This is a genomic window from Mycobacterium sp. (assembly GCF_049683935.1).
Classification (GTDB): Bacteria; Actinomycetota; Actinomycetes; order Mycobacteriales; family Mycobacteriaceae; genus Mycobacterium.
In genome coordinates this window covers 1-17,772 of record NZ_JBAUJR010000400.1, presented here as the reverse complement: position 1 = coordinate 17,772, position 17,772 = coordinate 1, and the positions used below count along the sequence as shown (strand labels likewise).

Annotated in this window: 17 protein-coding genes and 2 pseudogenes; 7 read left to right on the top strand and 12 right to left on the bottom strand. The window is 66.4% G+C overall.

Annotated features, from left to right (window positions below; genetic code table 11):
- The first annotated feature begins 301 nt into the window (after positions 1-301).
- From WA965_RS22820 to WA965_RS22810, 3 genes are all read left to right on the top strand, one after another.
- The gene (locus WA965_RS22820) at positions 302-775 is read left to right on the top strand and encodes a DUF4262 domain-containing protein (RefSeq protein ID WP_526295101.1); all 474 of its coding nucleotides are present in this window, start codon (positions 302-304) and stop codon (positions 773-775) included.
- A gap of 147 nt (positions 776-922) precedes the next feature.
- Positions 923-1,540, top strand: a complete 618-nt coding sequence (locus WA965_RS22815; RefSeq protein ID WP_526295103.1) for a class I SAM-dependent methyltransferase — start codon at positions 923-925, stop codon at positions 1,538-1,540.
- A 51-nt stretch (positions 1,541-1,591) separates the two neighbouring features.
- Complete coding sequence (locus WA965_RS22810) at positions 1,592-2,458, top strand: helix-turn-helix domain-containing protein (protein WP_526295105.1); 867 nt, start codon at positions 1,592-1,594, stop codon at positions 2,456-2,458.
- 178 nt (positions 2,459-2,636) lie between these two features.
- Here the strand turns inward: WA965_RS22810 and WA965_RS22805 are convergent, their stop codons facing one another.
- From WA965_RS22805 to WA965_RS22790, 4 genes are all read right to left on the bottom strand, one after another.
- Positions 2,637-3,488, bottom strand: a complete 852-nt coding sequence (locus WA965_RS22805) for a type IV toxin-antitoxin system AbiEi family antitoxin (protein ID WP_526295107.1) — start codon at positions 3,486-3,488, stop codon at positions 2,637-2,639.
- A gap of 129 nt (positions 3,489-3,617) precedes the next feature.
- Entirely contained in the window at positions 3,618-4,427 is an 810-nt protein-coding gene (locus tag WA965_RS22800; RefSeq protein WP_526295109.1) for a DUF1206 domain-containing protein, read from the bottom strand.
- Positions 4,428-4,460: 33 nt separating this feature from the next.
- The gene (locus WA965_RS22795; protein ID WP_526295111.1) at positions 4,461-5,324 is read right to left on the bottom strand and encodes a peptidoglycan recognition protein family protein; all 864 of its coding nucleotides are present in this window, start codon (positions 5,322-5,324) and stop codon (positions 4,461-4,463) included.
- Positions 5,325-5,435: 111 nt separating this feature from the next.
- Positions 5,436-6,101 carry a TetR/AcrR family transcriptional regulator gene (locus tag WA965_RS22790; RefSeq protein WP_526295113.1) on the bottom strand — a complete coding sequence of 222 codons (666 nt, stop codon included), beginning with the start codon at positions 6,099-6,101 and terminating at the stop codon, positions 5,436-5,438.
- Positions 6,102-6,312: 211 nt separating this feature from the next.
- On the opposite strand from WA965_RS22790, the gene WA965_RS22785 reads away from it, so the two are divergent.
- Positions 6,313-6,738, top strand: a complete 426-nt coding sequence (locus tag WA965_RS22785) for an MmpS family transport accessory protein (RefSeq protein ID WP_526295115.1) — start codon at positions 6,313-6,315, stop codon at positions 6,736-6,738.
- Positions 6,735-9,617, top strand: a complete 2,883-nt coding sequence (locus WA965_RS22780; protein ID WP_526295117.1) for an MMPL/RND family transporter — start codon at positions 6,735-6,737, stop codon at positions 9,615-9,617. The genes WA965_RS22785 and WA965_RS22780 overlap by 4 nt, the downstream gene beginning before the upstream one ends.
- A gap of 35 nt (positions 9,618-9,652) precedes the next feature.
- Here WA965_RS22780 and WA965_RS22775 read toward each other — a convergent pair whose 3' ends face one another.
- Positions 9,653-10,486: an SDR family NAD(P)-dependent oxidoreductase gene (locus WA965_RS22775; protein WP_526295119.1), complete on the bottom strand. Its 834-nt coding sequence runs from the start codon at positions 10,484-10,486 to the stop codon at positions 9,653-9,655.
- Positions 10,487-10,546: 60 nt separating this feature from the next.
- Between WA965_RS22775 and WA965_RS22770 the strand changes: the two genes are divergently transcribed.
- Positions 10,547-10,678 (top strand): hypothetical protein, encoded by a 132-nt coding sequence (locus WA965_RS22770; RefSeq protein WP_526295121.1) that lies wholly within the window; start codon positions 10,547-10,549, stop codon positions 10,676-10,678.
- Here the strand turns inward: WA965_RS22770 and WA965_RS22765 are convergent.
- The 4 genes and pseudogenes from WA965_RS22765 to WA965_RS22750 all read right to left on the bottom strand — a co-directional run bounded on the left by WA965_RS22765 (position 10,648) and on the right by WA965_RS22750 (position 13,975).
- The gene (locus WA965_RS22765; protein WP_526295123.1) at positions 10,648-11,052 is read right to left on the bottom strand and encodes a type II toxin-antitoxin system VapC family toxin; all 405 of its coding nucleotides are present in this window, start codon (positions 11,050-11,052) and stop codon (positions 10,648-10,650) included. The genes WA965_RS22770 and WA965_RS22765 overlap by 31 nt on opposite strands.
- Positions 11,053-11,144: 92 nt before the next feature.
- A pseudogene (locus WA965_RS22760) lies at positions 11,145-11,300 on the bottom strand (type II toxin-antitoxin system Phd/YefM family antitoxin); the annotation flags it as partial.
- A 159-nt stretch (positions 11,301-11,459) separates the two neighbouring features.
- Positions 11,460-12,875: an amino acid permease gene (locus tag WA965_RS22755; protein ID WP_526295125.1), complete on the bottom strand. Its 1,416-nt coding sequence runs from the start codon at positions 12,873-12,875 to the stop codon at positions 11,460-11,462.
- Positions 12,872-13,975 (bottom strand): DmpA family aminopeptidase, encoded by a 1,104-nt coding sequence (locus tag WA965_RS22750; RefSeq protein ID WP_526295127.1) that lies wholly within the window; start codon positions 13,973-13,975, stop codon positions 12,872-12,874. The genes WA965_RS22755 and WA965_RS22750 overlap by 4 nt, the downstream gene beginning before the upstream one ends.
- Positions 13,976-14,119: 144 nt before the next feature.
- On the opposite strand from WA965_RS22750, the gene WA965_RS22745 reads away from it, so the two are divergent.
- The gene (locus WA965_RS22745) at positions 14,120-14,722 is read left to right on the top strand and encodes a TetR/AcrR family transcriptional regulator (protein ID WP_526295129.1); all 603 of its coding nucleotides are present in this window, start codon (positions 14,120-14,122) and stop codon (positions 14,720-14,722) included.
- Between the two features lie 74 nt (positions 14,723-14,796).
- Here the strand turns inward: WA965_RS22745 and WA965_RS22740 are convergent, their stop codons facing one another.
- The 3 genes and pseudogenes from WA965_RS22740 to WA965_RS22730 all read right to left on the bottom strand — a co-directional run.
- Positions 14,797-15,945: a fatty acid desaturase family protein gene (locus tag WA965_RS22740; RefSeq protein WP_526295133.1), complete on the bottom strand. Its 1,149-nt coding sequence runs from the start codon at positions 15,943-15,945 to the stop codon at positions 14,797-14,799.
- A 150-nt stretch (positions 15,946-16,095) separates the two neighbouring features.
- A complete protein-coding gene (locus tag WA965_RS22735; RefSeq protein WP_526295131.1) occupies positions 16,096-17,574 on the bottom strand; it encodes a glycoside hydrolase family 130 protein in 1,479 nt (492 codons plus the stop codon).
- Positions 17,571-17,772 (bottom strand): annotated as a pseudogene (locus tag WA965_RS22730) (glycosyltransferase); the annotation flags it as partial. The pseudogene WA965_RS22730 and the gene WA965_RS22735, both read right to left, overlap by 4 nt.

Sequence of the window (17,772 nt, the reverse complement as noted above, 5' to 3'; positions counted from 1 at the left end):
CCGCCACCACCCGAGGCGCCGCCGCCCCCGCCGCCGAACGTCATCGAGATTCCTGGGCTGCCGCCGATAGTGCTGCCGTGGCTGGCTCCTCCACCTCCTCCACCACCGCCACCACCACCGCCACCGCCGGCGTGACGCCCTAGCCGTTGAGACGCCCTAGCCGTTGAGACTGCACTCAGGGCAATGAAGTTCGAGAAGGCCTAGGCGTGAGCGCAGTCTGAACGCGAGCCTGTGTGGCTCATCCGGACCTGTCGGTGGGTGCGTGCAGGCTTGGCCGTAACCACGACAGAAGGGGGCGGCCATGTGCTGGCAGTGCGACAATCCCGACAAGACCATCGACGACTACCTGGACGTTCTACGGGACACCATCAAAGCCCACAGATGGGCAGTTCAGTTCGTCGAGAGTGATAAGCGGCCATTTGCGTACACCATCGGCCTGCAGGAGAAGGGTCTGCCGGAGTTACTGGTGACGGGAATCCAGCCACAGTCGTCTGTGCGGCTGTTGAACGCGATCGGCGACCAGATGGTCGACGAGGGCATGGTCTTGCAGCCAGGCGAACACATCGACTGTGGTGGAAGATTTTGTCTCGAGGTGGTCGAAGTCGAACACCCGGATGTGCACCTGAAGTCCGCCGTCAGGCTCTACCGCAGGGATTTTCGCGCACTTCAACTGGTCTGGGCAGACGATGTCGGTCGCTGGCCGTGGGACCGGGGATGGGGCCATGGCAGACGCCGGCAGCCAGTTCTTGGTGTCCGGGCCACGTCGCCAGAATAGTTCCGTCGGTCACCCGTGCGCAGGTTGTGCTCTCTCCCTTGGATTTAAGATCCCGACACTTGACCTCGGCATCTGGCAGCAAGGTCGCAGCATCCAGGGATGGATAAGCCCTGGTAGTCGCCGCAGCGCGCCTACAGACTGGTCGACATGCGAACAACCCCTCAGACCCCGCAACGGGAGCCGACGCGCGACGAACTGCTCTTCTTGCAACAGTGGCTGCGTGAACCGACACGCGTCGGGGCCGTCGCGCCCAGCTCACCCCGCCTGGCCGCGGCCATGACCGCCGCGATCCCCGCGTGCGGCGCGCCCGTCGTCGTCGAACTCGGTCCCGGCGCAGGAGCTTTCACCGGCGAGATCCAGCGCCGACTCGGCGGACGGGGCCGGCACATCGCCGTCGAGATCAACCCCAGCTTCGCACGACGTCTGCGGACTCGCTTCCCCGCAGTCGATGTCGCCGAAGGTGACGCAGAATACCTGCCCGACATGTTGGCCTCCCGCGGCCTGACCGCAGCCGATGTCGTCATCAGCAGCCTGCCGTGGGCGTCGTTCGGTCCCGGGCTGCAACGGAGGCTGACCAAGGCTGTAGCCACGACGCTGTCCCCGGACAGCGTCTTCGCCACCTTCGCCTATCTGCACGCACAGCACCTGCCCCAGGCGCGGCGTTTTCGCGCCCTGCTGACGGAACGCTTCGGGGAGGTGACCGCAGGCGATACGGTGTGGTGCAACATGCCGCCTGCCTACGTCCTGCAAGCGCGGCGACCATAGGGGGTCTGGCGATCCCTGGCACGCCGGCGCACCCACGGGGACACTGGGCTGATGGATCAGCGACAGTTGGCCGACTTCCTACGGACGCGCCGTGAAGCGCTGACCCCGGGGGACGTCGGACTGCCCGCCGGTCAACGCCGCCGCGCCGTCGGGTTGCGCCGTGAAGAAGTCGCCGAGCTGGCGGTGATCTCGACGGACTACTACTGCCGGATGGAGCAGCAGCGCGGCCCGCAGCCGTCGGTCGAGGTCCTCGCCTCATTGGCGCGTGCGCTGCAGCTGAGCCTGGATGAACGCGACCACCTGTTCCGGCTGGCCGGGCACAACACGCCCGCTCGCACACTCGTCGGTGAGCACGTCAGCCCGGCCACCATGCGGATCCTCGATCGCCTTCAGGACACCCCGGCACAGGTGATGTCCGCGTTCGGCGAGACGCTGGTGCAGACCCCCGCCGCCCGGGCACTGCTCGGCAATCAGACCGCCTACGAGGGATTCGCGCGCTGCGTGGCGTACCGGTGGTTCACCGACGACACCGCGCGCGAGCTCTACCCCGTCGAGGACCATGCCGCCCTCGGACGAAACTTCGTCGCCGCTGCCCGGATGGGCTACGCCCGCGACGGCGCCGGCTCGTGTGCGGCCGCAATCGTCGAAGACCTGCTGGGGCGCAGCGCCGAGTTCGCCGAGTTGTGGAAGCTGCACATCGTCGGGATGGCACATGAGACCGCGAAACGGGTGATACATCCGAAGCTCGGCCTGCTGGAGATGCAGTGCCAGATCCTGCATGACCCCACGCAAATGCACACGCTGCTGGTATTCACCGCCGAATCCGGCACCCCCAGCCACGCCAAGCTCGCCGCACTCGGCGCCGACCCGCAGTCCTACCTGCGTGACGCCCCGGTCGATTTGCACGCGAGCGCCTGACCCCGAGACGTTGACACTGCAGCGCTGACGTTGACACTGCAGCGCTGACGTTGACACTGCGCTCAGGGTGGGAACTTTCGAGTAGACCCCGCCGTGGATGCAGTCTCAACGGTTGGACCTGCGTTGAGACTGCGCTCAGGGCGGAGAAGTGCGAGTAACGCCCGCCGTCAGCGCAGTCTCAAGACCGGTCAAAGCCGCCACGCGATCGCACCGCGCCGTCCACCCGCCGCAGGATCTGTTCCTTGTACTGCCCCTTGACCACCCGCACCACAAGCCAGCCGATGCTGGCCAGGTATTCCATCCTGATGATGTCTTTGCGGTAGGCCTCCTGGTCCTCGCGATGATGCTCGCCGTCGTACTCCACCGCGACCCTGATGTCCTCCCAGCCCATGTCGAGGTAGTACCGCGGATAGCCATCCACGCCCAGCACCGGGATCTGCGTGGCGGGCCGGGGGTATCCATTGCGTATCAACATCATTCGCAGCCACGATTCTTTCGGCGACTCCGCTCCCGCGTCCACAAAGTCCAGCATCTCCTCCACCCGCCGCAGACCCTTCACGTGCGGATGACGTTGCGACAGGTCGAGGACGTCCTCGTTCTTGAAGTGGGTGGCGCGCGCCAGCGCGTCCAGCCTCGCGACCGCATTTGCCTTCGCACCGCGCCGCGCGAGGTCGAACGCCGTCCGCTCGACCGTCGTCACCGGAAGCCCGTCGACGACGGCGATCTCGTCGTCCAGCACCGTGTCATTGCGCGTGAGCACTCCGGGCGGCGCCCGGTGATTGGGCCAGTTCAGCTCGACCACCTCGGCGTCGACCCATTTTGCACCCCACAGCCCCGACGCCGTCACGCCCGAGACGACAGCCCGTCGTCCCGACCACAGCCATGCCGCTGCCGCGCGCTGCTGCAGCGTCAGCTCGGCCGGCTTCATCGCGTAGACGTCGGGCAGCACCCGGCTGAAGGTCGTCCGGAGGTCGTGGCGCGTCAGCGACCCAAGTGCCAACGCCTCGCTACCCCGGAACGCCCCCTCCATTCCGGAAGCGTGCCATTTTCCGACGATCCGCCGCAGAATCTATCCACAGGCGGCGTTGAGACTGCACACAGGGCGCCAAAGTTCGAGTGGCGACCGCCCTGAGCGCAGTGTCAACGAAAACGAGCCAGGTCACATCCGCGAGTAGCGCGTCAACGCGAAGCTGTACAGGCCGTATGCCGCGAATCCCGCTGCGGCGAAAAGCAGTATCACCTGACCGAACTGGGCCTCACCGAGAGCTTCGACCGCGGCGTCCAATCCGGTGGCCCGAGTCGGATCGTGCAGGAACGGCGCACCGATGACCAACGCCCCGGCTGCGAACAACACCACGCCCTCGATGACGTGACCGCTCATACCCAACGCGGTGATCAGCCGTCCACCCGGGACCGTGAGGTCGCCGAGAAACTTCCGCGATGCTCCCTTGTAGACGAGATAGCCGCCGATCGCGGCGATCACCGCTCCCACGGCCACCAGGACTGCCTTCCCACCGGCAGACTGCATCAGCTGCGCGCTCAGACCTTCGGCCCGGTCGCTGCCCTGCCGGCCGATCCCCAACGCGAACTGTGCCGCGGCGAAGGCAAGCGCCAGATAGAGGAGCGCCATACCAAACGCCTTGAGCCGGTTGATCAGCGGAGTGTCCCGCATATGAGCGTGGGTGTGTTCGCCCGGGTGCAGTCCCACTGCAGTTTCCGCCAACCGCCACATCGCCAACGCGACGAGCCCGAACGTCACAACCCACAGCGATGTCTCTCCGCCCCGTTGCGCGGCCAACGTCGCCAACGCACCGGTCTGATCAGCCTCGCCAACGAAGCCGAACGCGATCCGCACGATGATGTAGGCGATGAGCAGATGCAGCACCCCGTTGACGGGGTAACCGACCCGCGCGATCGACTCCACGGTGCGACTGCCGGTGGCCCAGTTGACTGCGCCCTTGAAACTCATCACCGGTTCCTGCTGGAACGCCGGCGATGGCTTTCAGACCACTTCAAAAGGCACCACCCTCAGGTTCAAGGCGGCTGCCGTGGCAGGGCCGACGATGCCGTCGACCTTCAGGCGCGGGGTGCGTCGTTGGAACTCCCTGACTGCGGCTTCGGTTTCCGGGCCGAAGACCCCGTCGATCGCGAGATACCCGGCATACGAACGATAACCGTACTTCAGGCGACGCTGGAGCTCGGCGACCTGTGGCCCCTCGGACCCGCGGTAGAGAAGAATGTGCGCGTACTCACCGACCGGCACCGGCGGTCTCGGTGTCGGCGCCGGGTCCGCGATGACGCCGATCCGAACCTGGATGTCGCTGCGCAGGATCTCCATGTCGATCGCGCCCGGATCCCATTTGCCTTGGAAGCGGCCCGCGTACTCCTTGTGCCCGATCGTGCGCACGGAGTTCTGCGCCAGGCGGCGGTTGATCGCGGCGCAGCACAGGACCAACGACTCGTACTGCGCGTCGGGCCAGTTGGTACGGTGTCGCGCCGTCGGGCTGGTGCCGCTGTTGGCGCACTCGATACCGATCGTGTGCCAATTGCCCATGTTGGCCGGCAGCCACGGGTACATCCCGATGCCGGCGTGCCAGGCGACCCCGGCTGCCACCACCGTCACCGTGCCGTTGCGGGCGATGTGCAGCTGCGACAGCGGCCCCGCCAGGTCCGGCCTGCCGATGGCGATGGAGGCCGCGCTGGCGCTGTTCGATCCGGTGTGGTGCGCCATGACGCCGCGGATGTCCTTGAAGCCGCCGTGGCCGCGGTCTCGCCAGCCGGGATATTCGACCAGACGAACACCCTCAGCGCGCAGCACGTCCGCGAGCCAGACGGGGTCGCCCCGCCACGGACCTGTCACAGGCACGAGACTTTCCCTTCGCCGATGCCGAGTGTCCACGTCCGACCGTTGAGACTGCACACAGGGCGCAGAAGTGCGAGTAGCGACCGCCCTGAGCGCAGTGTCAACGTATTCCAGCTACGACGCGCCCGCGGCCGGCCACGTGTGCATCGCGGTCTGCAGTTCATCGTGGCTTAGCGCGTCGACAGGCAGCCGTTCCTGTCCGGGCTGGCACCGCATGCCCTGCAACAGGATCGCGACGTAGCGTCGCCACAGATCGGCGCACACCTCGCCGGAGTATTCGCTCACCGCGCCCGCCATCAGGCCGAACAGCGGCATATCGGTCCCCGACACCTCCGGGCGCAGATATCCGTCGCGCTTGGCCCGCTCGGCGAGCGCGGACACCGGCGGGTCGAGCCGGTCGCGGCCGGCATCCACTTCGCCCCCGCAGTACGCCTTGCTGAAGACGATCTCCCGCAGGCCGCGATCCGTCGCCGTCAACTCGGTCAGACGCCACACGAATCCGGCGAAACCCTCCCAGGAGTCCTCGGCCTCCAACGCGGTCTCCGCGAGCACCACAAGCTGGTCGATGCCGTCCTGGAAGATCGCCTCGAACAGCGCCTCCTTGGTCGGAAACCGCCGGTACACGGTGCCGACACCCAGGCCCGCGTGGTGGGCCACCTCGTTGAGCGTGGCGTCCAGACCCCGGGCGGCGCACAGCTCACGGGCTGCTTCGAGGATGCGCCGACGGTTGCGCTCGGCGTCCTTACGCAGGCCCGTCGTCTGCGATTCGCCAGCACTCATGCCGCCGAGTGTACGGACCGTCACACAGAAAGTAGATTGACTTCGTCCACTTGGATTGCTTCTATCCACTTAAGTCATTAGGTTACCTACACGACGATTGGTGCTCACCGGACCCGGCGGGCCGACACATGCGGTGAAAGGCCTCGCACGTGAACAACCTCCCCGGCGGCCGTCCAGAAAGTGGCAGCCCCGAAACTCGTTGGAGCCGAGCATGACCGCGTTCGTCAAGCGCCTGTGGCTGCCGGTTCTCGTGATCATCGCCGTCGTCGTGGGCGTGTCCACGGTCAGTCAACTGCGCGAGGTGTTCGGCGCCGATCCGGTGCTGGTGACCCCCGCCGGCTCCGACAAGGCCGAGTCGTTCAACCCCAAGGTGGTGACCTACGAGGTCGCCGGCACCGGCACCACCGGGCTGATCAACTACGTCGACCTCGACGGCATCCCGCAGCGGGTCGAGGGGGCGGCGCTGCCGTGGTCGCTGACGCTGAGCACGACGGTGCCGGCCGTCAGCGCGAACATCCTCGCCCAGAGTGACGGCGGCACCGTCACCTGTCGGATCCTCGTCGACGGCGAGCTCAAGGAAGAACACACCGCGACCGGCGTCAACGCCCAGACCTTCTGCGTGGTGAAGTCCGCATGAGGGCACACACGGTGACGGGACGGCCCTGGCTGCCGCGCACCCTGCGCACGTTGGCGGTCCCGATCATCCTGGCCTGGGTGCTGCTGATCGTCGCCCTCAATGTTGTTGTGCCGCAACTCGAAGTCGTCGGCAAGATGCGCGCGGTATCGATGAGCCCCAACAGCGCACCGGCGATGATCGCGACCAAGGAAGTCGGCTCGGTGTTCGAGGAGTTCGACACCAGCAGTTCGGTGATGATCGTGATCGAGGGCCAACAAGACCTCGGCGCCCCCGCCCACGAGTACTACGACCGGATCGTCGCCGACCTGCGCGACGACACCACCCACATTCAGCACGTCCAGGACTTCTGGAGCGACTCGCTGACCGCGGCGGGCGCCCAGAGCAACGACAACAAGGCCGCCTACGTCCAGGTGTACATCGCCGGTGACCAGGGCGAGACGCTGGCCAACGAATCCGTCGAAGCCGTCAGGACTTTGATCGCCGACACCCCGGCACCCGACGGCGTCCAGGCCTACGTCACCGGACCGGCGGCCACCACCACCGACCAGAACGCCGTCGGCGACGCCAGCATGCGCACCATCGAGATGGTCACCTTCGTCGTCATCATCGTGATGCTGCTGATCGTCTACCGCTCCGTCGTCACCACTTTGGTGGTGACGGGGATGATGTTCCTCGGCTTGATGGGCGCCCGCGGGATCGTGTCGTTCCTCGGCTACCACGAGGTCTTCGGGCTCACCACCTTCGCCACCAACATGGTGGTGACGCTGGCGATCGCCGCGGCCACCGACTACGGCATCTTCCTCGTCGGCCGCTACCAGGAGGCGCGCCGCAACGGCGAGGACCGAGAATCGGCCTACTACACCATGTTCGGCGGCACCGCCCACGTCATCCTGGCGTCCGGACTGACCATCGCCGGGGCCACGTTCTGCCTGCACTTCACCCGGCTGCCGTACTTCCAGACGATGGGCATCCCACTGGCGGTCGGTATGACGATCGTCGTCGCCGCGGCCGTCACGCTGGGACCGGCGCTCATCTCGGTCGTCACCCGGTTCGGCCGGGTCCTCGAACCCAAGCGGATGGAACGCTCGCGGGGCTGGCGTCGTGTCGGTGCGGCCACCGTGCGCTGGCCGGGTGCGATCCTGGTCGCGTGCGTGGTGGCGTGTCTGGTCGGCCTGCTCGCGCTGCCCGGGTACCACACCATCTACGACGACCGCGTTTATCTGCCCGACGACGTCGCCGCCAACGTCGGCTACGCCGCCGCGGACCGGCACTTCTCGTCGGCGACGATGAACCCGGATCTGCTGATGGTGCAGAGCGATCACGATCTGCGCAACCCCGCCGACTTCCTGGTCATCGACAAGATCGCCAAAGCCCTCGTCGACGTCCGCGGCATCGCCGAGGTGCAGACCATCACCCGCCCGGAGGGCAAACCGATCGAGCACTCGACGATCCCATATACGTTGAGCGCCAACAGCACCGGCCAGATCATGAACAACGACTACATCCAGAAGATGCTCGACAACACCCTCGAGCAGGCCAACGACATGCAGGTCACCATCGACTCGATGACCAAGATGAAGTCGCTGACCCAGGAGATGTCGACGATCACCAACCGCATGGTCGAGTCGATGAAGAACACCAGCTCGACGATCGCCGACGTGCGCGACCATCTGGCCGACTTCGACGACTTCTTCCGGCCGATCCGCAACTACTTCTACTGGGAGCCGCACTGTTTCGACATCCCGGTGTGCTGGGCGATGCGGTCGATCTTCGACAGCCTCGACGGGATCAGCACCATGTCCGACGACTTCGCCGCCATGGTGCCCGATTTCGAGCAGATGGCCGCGCTGATGCCTCAGATGGTCACCCTCATGGACCCGATGATCGAGACCATGAAGAACCAGAAAGAGATCATGCTGACGCAGTACCAGATCCAGAAGGCGCAGCAGGATCAGACGATGGCGATGCAGGACAACGCCACCGCCATGGGTGAGGCGTTCGACGCCGCGCAGAACGACGACTCGTTCTACCTGCCGCCGGAGGCGTTCCAGACCGCCGAATTCCAGCGTGGCATCAAGCTTTTCCTGTCACCGGACGGCCATGCGGTGCGGTTCACCATCATCCACCAGGGTGATCCGCTGACCGAGGCCGGCACCGCGCGCATCGATGCGTTGAAGGTTGCCGCCGAGGATGCCGTCAAGGGCACGCCGTTGGCGGGGTCGACCATCTACCTCGGCGGCAGCGCGGCGCTGTACAAGGACATGCAGCACGGCGCCGACTACGACCTGCTCATCGTCGCGACCGCCGCGCTGATCCTGATCTTCCTGATCATGGTGCTGCTGACACGGGCCATCGTGGCCTCGGCGGTGATCGTCGGGACCGTGGTGCTCAGCCTCGGCACCTCGTTCGGGTTGTCAGTGTTGTTGTGGCAGCATCTGATCGGAATCCCGCTGCACTGGATGGTGTTGCCGATGTCGGTGATCGTGCTGCTGGCCGTCGGCGCCGACTACAACCTGCTGCTGGTGTCGCGGATGAAGGAGGAACTGCACGCCGGCCTGAACACCGGCATCATCCGGTCGATGGCCGGCACCGGTTCGGTCGTCACCGCCGCCGGCATGGTGTTCGCGTTCACGATGATGTCGATGACGGTCAGCGACATGATCGTCATCGGCCAGGTCGGGACCACCATCGGCCTCGGTCTGCTGTTCGACACGTTTGTGGTGCGCTCGTTCATGACCCCGTCGATCGCGGCACTGTTGGGGCGGTGGTTCTGGTGGCCGCAGCAGGTGCGGATGCGGCCCCGCCCGCAGCCGTGGCCTTCCCGCTCTCGCGTTGAGCGCCCCGTTGAGACTGCAGCCCTGGCGGGAAAGTCCGAGTAGCGCCCGCCGTAAACGCAACCTCAACGCAGGGTCATTCAGGAGGTTTCGGTCCTGTCTTGGTATGAGGTTCGCCGACTGTTGTCCACATCGTCCTGGAAGACACGCTCAGCACCCAAGGAACGTTCCACCGCCTCGTAAATCCGCTGAGGCAGGAGCCGACGCCCTGCAAGCGCGATCAGGCCGAACGACCGTGGTACGACGACGCGACCCCGGGGCTTTCTGATGAGAGCGCAGACCGCCTCGGCGACGTCGCTCGGTTCGATGTTCTTGATCAGGCGTGCACGGCCGACTCCGGCGATCATCTCGGTATTCGTCAACGCGGGAAGGACCGCTGAGAAATGAATTCCGCTGCGGCGGTTCTCCAGTCGAACAGCGTCGGTGAAGCCGAGGACGGCGTGCTTGGTCGCCGAATACGTCGCGATGCCCGGTACCGGCATGACGGCGCTGGTGGATGCGATGTTGATGACGTGACCGCTGCCGCGGGTGCGCATCCGGGCGGCCGCCAGCTTCGTCCCGATCATGACCCCGAAGAGGTTGATGTCCAATACCCGCCTGGTTATCTCGTCCTTCTCATCGATCGCCGGCCCGACAGCGATGATGCCGGCGTTGTTGACCAGGACGTCGATCGGTCCCACCTGTTCTTCCACACCGTCGAGGAAGGATCTGAACGACTGTGGGTCCCTGACGTCGAGGGTGGCGGCCGCGCTGAAACCCAGACGCTGGGCGGCGACGTCGGCGGCAGTTCCGTCGATGTCACCGATGGCTACCCGGGCACCCCGGCGGTGCAACAGCGTTGCGACCGCAAGCCCGATTCCGCGAGCACCGCCGGTGACGGCGACAACCTTGTTGGCGATTGCATCTTCTGCCACCCGAGCCCCCGCTCATCGGCTCTGCTCCCCTTCGGGATAGCCCAAGCCAGAGTGAATCAGATGCCGGCTCTCTCCGTCGGTGAACCGGTCGATTCCAACGTGATGGTCAGCGAGGGCATGGTCTTGCAGCTGGCCGAGCGTATCGGCCGTGGCGGGACACGTCAGTTCGGCGACACCGGATCGAAGGTGTGAAAACCGATCGCCGCAGCCACTGATTTCATGGTGGAGTCGTACGTGACGATCACGAGATCCTCGAGGCCGCAGCGTAATGCCGATGCGAGGTGGATGGCATCAAGCGTGCGGATGTGAGGAACGATGGCTTCCGCTTCCTGCAGCACGACGTGGTCGAGCGGAATCGTGTCGACATAGTCCAGGATTCGGTCCCGATCGGTGACTGGCAGGCTCTCTCGCCGCAGAACCCGAGTGATCTCGGTGCGGAGGATGCGAGAGGACACGACACGATCGTCGTCGTTGCCTGTCGCGCTGTCGAACCATTGGGCTGCCGACACCGAATGGCCCAGCATGATGCGCACCGCGACGGAGCTGTCGAGGTAGTGGAGTGTCACCACGAACCCTTCTCGTCGTCGAGGAGTTCGTCGATCGTCGCCGCTGTGGTGAGCTCATGTCGGGCGATGGCGCGGGTGTGTGCGGGCCCGCTCGATTTGCGGGGAATGAGCGTTGCCGACGAGACGGCAGGGACGATGGTGCCGATGCGGCGGTTGTGCCGGGTCAGCGCATACGGCTCGCCGCTTTCGAGGTCGGCGATCATCGGAGCGGGGTTCTGGCGCAGCTCGCCGACGGAGATCGACTTCATATCGCGATGATACTCGCAATTTATCTACCATTGTCTACACGGATTTTGTCAGGTAGTCGGGGTCATAGAGCCCCCTCGCGTTGAGACTGCAGCCGTGGCGGGGAAGTACGAGTAAGCCCCGCCGTCAGCGCAGTCTCAACGCAAAGGACCGCAAGGGTGTCACCGCAGGGACCGTCCCGGCCGCCACGCCAGCGCTCCGACGACCAACCCGAGGAACGGGATCGCGGCCAGCACCGCGCTGAGCCCGACGCTGCCACCGGTCACCAGCGTGAAGTTCGACAGCACCAGCCACAGGCTGCCCAGCAGTCCGAGGACCGCCAACGCCGGGGCGATCCGCGTCTGCCACAGTCGCCCGCCGGCCGCGTCCGGGTTGCGCACGAAGTGCACCAGCACCGCCGCCGAGGTGGTCAGCATCAGCAACACCATGCCGACCGTCGCGACGCCGGCCATCGAGCCGAAAACCCCGACCAGCGGATCGATTCCGAGGACCGCGAAGATGCCGACGATCACCGCGGCGGTCACCGTCTGCACCAGCGACGAGAACGCCGGTGACTGGTGGCTGCCGTGCACATCGGCCAGTCGCTGCGGCAGCAGACCCTTGCCCGCCAGCACGAACTGGTAGCGGGCGATCACGTTGTGGAACGACAGCACACAGGCGAACAGGCTGGTCAGCAGCAGCACGTTGACGACGTCGCGCCCGATGCGACCCAGCGCGTCATCGGTGGTGTCCAGCAGCATGTTGCCCTCACCGTCGAGTGTCTGCTGCGCGACGGCCGCCACCTGGTCCGGACCGATGGCCACCACGAACGCCCACGCCGTCACCGCGTAGAACCCGCCGATGATCAGCACCGCGGCGTAGGTCGCCCGCGGGATCGTGCGCTCTGGATCCCGCGCCTCGTCGCGGAAGACCGCGGTGGCCTCGAACCCGATGAAGCCCGTCAGCGCGAACAACACCGCGATGCCCAGCCCGGGATGGGCGAAGACCTCGGGGGTAAACGACGTCAGCGTCAGACCGGCAGGCCCCGGGTTGGCGACGATGACCAGGTCCAGCAGCACCACGATGCCGATCTCGAGCGCCAGCGCCACCCCGAGCACCTTCGCCGACAGGTCGATGTGCCGGTAGCCCAGCAGCGCGACGATCGCCAGGATCGCAAAAGAGTAGACCGGCCAGGGGATCACAGGTCCGTTGTAGAACGCGACGGTATCCCCGATGGCCCAGCCGATGTAGCCGTAGATGCCGGCCTGGATCGCGGTGTAGGCGATCAGCGCGACAACCGCGATCCCCTTGCCCATCCGCTCGCCGAGGCCGACGGTGACGTAGGAGAAGAACGCGCCCGCCTCGGGCACGTGCGGTGTCATCGTGACGAATCCGACGGAGAACACCAGCAGCACCAGTGCGGCGATCACGAATCCCACGGGTGCTCCGGCGCCGTTGCCGATACCCATCGCCAGCGGCATGTTGCCGCCGATCACGGTCAGCGGGGCCGCCGCGGCCACGACCATGAACACGATGCTGACGACACCGAGACGGCCCTTCAGGCGGCCCTCTGTGTCGGGAATTGTGTTGTTGCTCATCGGGACTCCTGTGAGGGGTTGAGGGTCTGCTGGAGCAGGCGGTGGTCGAGGGCGTGCGCGGTCAGGCCGTTGCGGCCGGTGACGGTGGTGGCGGCGACGAGCGCGTTGACGATCGCCTCTTCGGTGGCCTCGATCGTCAGGTCGAACAGCCGGGTCATCAGTTGTGGTGCGACCATCCGCAACGGGATCTCAGGTCGCGGGGTGTCGGCGTCCTCGTCCCAGGCGTACGGCGGGATGCCGCGGTTGCCGGTGGCGAACGCGAGCATCAGATCGCCGCTGTACTGCTCGCCGCTGCCGCCGATTCGACTGACCGCCAACGCCGCTCGCTGCGCCAACCGGGTGCACTGGTGCGGCAGCAGCGGGGCGTCGGTCGCGACGATCACGATGACCGACCCCGAGCCGGGCTCGTACTGCCGCGGCATGTCAGGCAGCGGGACGACGTCGGGGCCGATCCGCTCGCCCACCGGCACGCCGTTGATCCGAAGGCGTTCGCGGCGACCGTGATTGGCCTGCACCAGCACCCCGACGGTGTAGCTGCCGGTGGCGGTCTCGGTGACACGCGACGAGGTGCCGATCCCGCCCTTGAAGCCGTGGCAGATCATCCCGGTGCCGCCGCCGACGGTGCCCTCGGCGACCGGACCGCGGTGCGCGTCGGCCAGTGCGGCGGTCACGTGCTCAGACCGAACGTGGTGGCCGTTGATGTCGTTGAGCAGCCCGTCGTAGGTCTCCCCGACCACCGGAAGCGACCAGTACACCCCGTCGCCGCGGGCGGCCACCTGCGCGGCGACCAGCGCGTCGCGCACGACGCCGACGCTGTGGGTGTTGGTGATGCCGATGGCCGAGGTGAGCTCACCGGATTCCCGGATCCACTCCAGCCCGGTCATCTCGCCGCTGCCGTTGAGTCGGTGGCTGCCGGCGAACACCGGTTCGGTCCAGATGTCGTCATGCGGGACGACGACGGTGACACCGGTGTGCACCGCGGGTGGGCCGTCGTGCTGCAGTGTGGCGTGCCCGACGCGCACCCCGGCCACATCGGTGATGGCATTGTCCGGCCCCGGCGGATGTTCGCCGATGACGATGCCAAGATCTCTTGCCCGCACAGGGGCCTCCAGGTCAGATAGTTCTTTTCCTATTCGGAAAATAATGCGCTCGGTCGGACTCATGCGCAACCCCAACGACGGAATTGGTTCATCAGCGGGTAACCTCGCCTCACATCCACCCGATCGAAACGGAGCAGTCACCGCGTGGCACGGCCGAACCGACAAGTCGAGCGCCGAGGTGAGATCCTCGATGCCACAATCGCTTTGATCGAACGCCACGACCTCGCCACCCTGCGCCTCGCCGATGTGGCCGAAGAACTCGGGTTGACCACCAACGCCGTCCGCTACTACTTCAAAGACATGGCCCAGCTGCTCTCAGAGCTGGCATTGCGGTCGGATGTGCGGTTCTACGACGCCCGACTCGCCGCGATCGAGGAGACCGACGACGCGGCCGCCCAACTGGCGGTGACGATCGCCGCGGGGCTTCCGTCCGGACCCGAGGACGCCGAATGGCGGGCGATCTGGCGGGCTGTGCTGGCCGCCGGCTTCGAACTCGACCAGCGCAGCGACGTGCAGGGCATCTATCACCGCCAGGTCGACCTCTACACCCAGATCCTGACCGCGGGCCGGAAGAAGAAGACGTTTGTCCTCGGCTCCCCCGCCCGCGACATCGCGATGACGTTGATGTCGATGGAGGACTACCTCGGCTACCGCATCGTCGCGCGCGACCCCGCGATGAACCGGCGGACCGCGCTGCGGCTGATGCGCCAGTACGCGGAGCTCGCGACGGGTGCGCGGCTTCCCTGACCCCCGTTGAGACTGCAGCCCTGGCGGGAAAGTCCGAGTGGCGACCGCCGCCAGCGCAGTGTCAACGCCAAAAGTTAGGCAGCGCGCAACGCACCACGCCGACGCGAGCCCGCCTTCAGCTGCCGCCGCCGCGGACGGATCTGCGAGACGTCCGCGTCCCGGCCGAAGAAGTTGTCCGGCAACGCCAGCCGGTGGATGATCCCGAGCGTCGAACCATACTGGTGCGCAAGCGATCCCGTCAGATACGGCAGGCCGTACTTCTCGCACAGCGGCCGCACCCGGTCGGCGATCTCGGCGAGCCGATTGCTCGGCAGGTCGGGGAACAGGTGGTGTTCGATCTGGTAGCACAGGTTGCCGCTGGAAAAGCCCAGCAGCCGGCCGGCCTTGAAATTGGCTGCACCCAGCATCTGCCGCAGGTACCACTCGGCCCTGGTCTCGGACTGCAGGACGTCGGGGGTGAACTTCTGGGTGCCGTCCGGGAAGTGTCCGCAGAAGATCACCACGTACGCCCACAGGTTGCGGGCCAGGTTGGCCACGGCGTTCGCGCCCAGGGTCCGGCGCCACCGCTTGAGGCTCAGCGCCGGCCACAGCAGGTAGTCCTTGAAGCCCTGCCGGCCGATCTTGCCCACCAGCGTCTTCACCTGCGACCGCCGTGACGGGTTGGTCCGTGCCAAGTCCACGTCGTGCAGCGCGATGCCCCACTCGAACGTCAGCGCCAGGAAGAGGTTCTGCAGCGGCTGCAGCAGGTGCTTACGCTGCCACGGCTGATCCGGCGTCACCCGCATCACACCGAACCCGAGGTCGTCGTCCTCGCCGAGCACATTGCTGAAGACGTGGTGGCGGTAGTTGTGTCCCGACTTCCACTGCGACGACACCGCGACCATGTCCCACTCCCACGTGCTCGAGTGGATCTCCGGGTCGTTCATCCAATCCCACTGCCCGTGGGACACGTTGTGACCGATCTCCATGTTCTCGACGCTCTTGGCGTATCCGAGCGCCGCGGTGCCCAGTGCCCAGCCGGCCTTCGACCGGGTGCCGGCGATCAGCAGTCGCGCCGCCACGTCGAGCGTCCGCTGGAACAGAATGGTGCGCCGGATGTAGGTGGCGTCGGCAGCACCGAGTGACTGCTCGATGTCGCTGCGGATCTCGTCGAGCTCGCTCCCGAGACTCTGGATGTCCGCGGCGCTGAGATGGGTGTACCTGGCGATGTCGGTGATGGCGATGTCGATATTCCTTGATAGATCCAGCGCTGAGGGCGTGGATCTCACCCTGGAACCGAAAAATGAATGGTGACCGGTCGACGGAGGAGTCGGCGGGTGATCTCAGAATACCCGCCACCGGCCCTGGTAAACGGGTGAGCGACGACACCCATATTATTCGGCGAAGGCAGCTAACAATTCCGGCAGCGGAACCGTCGCGATGCCGATGGCGCTGTCACCGATGCCGTGCGGAATCACCAACGTGTCCGCGTGAACAAGTGCCCCGCACGAGTAGACGACGTTGGGCACGTACCCGTTCTGCTCGTCGTGCGCCGGGGTCAGCAGCGGCCGTCGCAGCCGGCCGATCACCCGGGTCGGGTCGTCGAGGTCGAGCAGGATCGCCCCGATGCTGTAGGTGCGCATCGGCCCGACGCCGTGGGTCAGCACCAGCCAGCCCGCATCGGTTTCGATTGGCGGACCGCAGTTTCCGAGTTGCAGCGTCTCCCACACCTCGGTCGGCTGCTGACACGGCGACGCCGACGTCCACACCGACCGGTGATCGGCGAACGCGACGGTGTTGGTCTCGCGGTCCGATCGCGACATCGCGGCGTACCGGCCGCCGATCCGGCGCGGGAACAACGCCAGGCCCTTGTTGGCCGCCGCCCGGCCGACCAGCGGCACCGAGGTGAACGACTGGAAATCGGTGGTCTCCAGCAACTGTTGGCTGATGTGTGATCCGCTGTAGGCGGTGTAGGTGGCGTAGTAGGTGACCGAGCCGTCGTCGACGAACCGGACAAAGCGCGCGTCCTCCATGCCCGCCTGCTCGGCCTCCATCGACGACCACAGCACCCGCTCGGACAGCGTCACATCGTCGCGGAATTCGACGGCGTAGCAGCGCGCGGCGATGTCGCGGACGATGTCGATGGTGCCCTCGGCCTGGCCCCGGGTGCGCAGGTGAGCCCGCAGGCTGTCAAGGCGCTCGTCGAGGTCGGACCGGGTGAACAGGTCCCCGAGCGCGCCGAAGATGTAGTCCGCCGCCTCACCGGCGCGGTCCTGCCTGCTGAGTTCGGCGCGGAACACCGCGGCGTCGAGCAGGGCGGGTTCGACCCGTCCTGTCGAGGCATACGGCGCAGGGTCGTCGATCGTGGGAACCCCTGCCGCGTCGACGACACCGGTCCGGAAGCCGATCGTCGACCGGTGCCCCTCCCCGATCCCCCGCACGCTCATCACGAACCGCAGACTTCCCGCGGCCATACCGGATTGATCGGGGTGCGCGACGATGCTCGGATTGCACAGTGCTGCGCCCTCGATGGCGTACTCGTTGGTGAATGTCGCTCCCAGCAACAACATTCGCGCCTCGGTGAACTCGCGACTGGGATCGAGACGGTCGGCCAGCTCGCTGGCGTGCCTGCGGAAGGTGCCCTCCAGGTCGCGGTGCCGGGCGTCGAAGCGGGTCATCACGTCGTGCAGCGTCGTGCGCACGTCGTCGTCGGTGAGGGCCAGGATGCGCGAGAGCACCACCCCTGCGCGGGACTCCTGGGACTCGAAACCCTCCTGGCCGGGCACGAACAGCCGCGTGATCACCCGGCTGGGATCAGCGGCCAGCCGCTGCGCACTGCGGGTGACGAGCTCGGGCCGCGTCGTCGCCGTCACTGGGTGACAGTCGAAAAGCGCTGCGCCTGTTGCATCGTCGAGATCACGGCGAGGGTGGACTCCGCGCCCTGGTTGAGGTTGACCCGGTCGGCGTGTAACCCGTCGTAGCCTCCGCCGGTCTCCGGATCCCACATCGGCAGCTTGAGGTCGTTGTCACCGTGGAACCACGCGGCAGCCGAGCGGATGGCGTCGGGCCAC

What these genes read in the sequence shown, in the direction of transcription:
- WA965_RS22815 (WP_526295103.1), top strand. Translation starts at nt 923, where the DNA reads ATGCGAACAACCCCTCAGACCCCGCAACGGGAGCCGACGCGCGACGAA.
- WA965_RS22755 (WP_526295125.1), bottom strand. Translation starts at nt 12,875, where the DNA reads ATGAGCAACAACACAATTCCCGACACAGAGGGCCGCCTGAAGGGCCGT.
- WA965_RS22810 (WP_526295105.1), top strand. Translation starts at nt 1,592, where the DNA reads ATGGATCAGCGACAGTTGGCCGACTTCCTACGGACGCGCCGTGAAGCG.
- WA965_RS22805 (WP_526295107.1), bottom strand. Translation starts at nt 3,488, where the DNA reads ATGGAGGGGGCGTTCCGGGGTAGCGAGGCGTTGGCACTTGGGTCGCTG.
- WA965_RS22800 (WP_526295109.1), bottom strand. Translation starts at nt 4,427, where the DNA reads ATGAGTTTCAAGGGCGCAGTCAACTGGGCCACCGGCAGTCGCACCGTG.
- WA965_RS22820 (WP_526295101.1), top strand. Translation starts at nt 302, where the DNA reads ATGTGCTGGCAGTGCGACAATCCCGACAAGACCATCGACGACTACCTG.
- WA965_RS22770 (WP_526295121.1), top strand. Translation starts at nt 10,547, where the DNA reads ATGCCGGCTCTCTCCGTCGGTGAACCGGTCGATTCCAACGTGATGGTC.
- WA965_RS22780 (WP_526295117.1), top strand. Translation starts at nt 6,735, where the DNA reads ATGAGGGCACACACGGTGACGGGACGGCCCTGGCTGCCGCGCACCCTG.
- WA965_RS22785 (WP_526295115.1), top strand. Translation starts at nt 6,313, where the DNA reads ATGACCGCGTTCGTCAAGCGCCTGTGGCTGCCGGTTCTCGTGATCATC.
- WA965_RS22790 (WP_526295113.1), bottom strand. Translation starts at nt 6,101, where the DNA reads ATGAGTGCTGGCGAATCGCAGACGACGGGCCTGCGTAAGGACGCCGAG.